Below are 901 nucleotides of genomic sequence, written 5' to 3' on the forward strand. Positions count from 1 at the left end.
TTCTTAAACATCTCCGGGTTGACACTCTAAACCTCTACAAAAGTTCTGTAACGCTAATACCCCTATTAGATTAGCCAGCATCACATCAATATTAATTGTAATTTCCGTGTTATTCACTCATACCGTTAAAGCATTTTCTGACTTTTTATCAATAGCTTCTTTTAAAAGATTTTGAAGAACAGCCGCAAAGGTTGCAATTACGCTTGAAGCAAAAGTGCACATTAATCCCAGTCCTATAACACTTGCTACATCACCTTCAATAAATAAAACTACGAATATTATTCCTAATACAATTAAGGTACTGATTATGATTGCACAGTATTTTATATACCTCAAAGCGTTAACAGATACTTCCGAGAAAGCCTTGTTCCAATCTATGTAGGTTAAAAGTTAAATGCTTGATACAACGCAACAAAAAATGGAATAGACAATACATACCCACACACTAAAAAGGGATATTGCAAGTAAGCAGTCTCTGGATTCGCTTCTGCATCTCTACTGGCTATCCAAGGCAACCAAAATAGACACAAAGCAAGCACTGTAATTCCAATAAGAAAAATAACTAACTTTAAGAAAATTATTGATCCTTGTTTGCGTTTCATAAAAAAGCGGCTCACTTATTTTATTTTTGTCAATTTGACTTTACCACACGATTTATCGTTTTAAAATAAAAAAATATTGATTTCAATTACATTATTATTGTTTCCGAAGAATCCTATTAATTTTCGACAAAATAAAAAGCATTCCTCATTACATGGAAATGCTTTATAACTTTAAACTATTCATTTTATTACTCTGAACCTTTAAGAACCCCACCTGAACTTAATTCTTTTTGTTATTCCAGTAATTATCGACTTTATTTCAAATTTCAATGACTCAGTCTTAAGATATTCTTTAATGG

1 pseudogene is annotated in these 901 nt (G+C 31.4%); it reads right to left on the bottom strand.

Going from position 1 to position 901, the window contains the following annotated elements:
- Positions 1-117: 117 nt before the first annotated feature.
- Positions 118-602 (bottom strand): annotated as a pseudogene (locus AC1DSL_RS18785) (DUF2975 domain-containing protein).
- Positions 603-901 lie beyond the last annotated feature (299 nt).

The organism is Paenisporosarcina sp. P4_D4 (assembly GCF_056401835.1).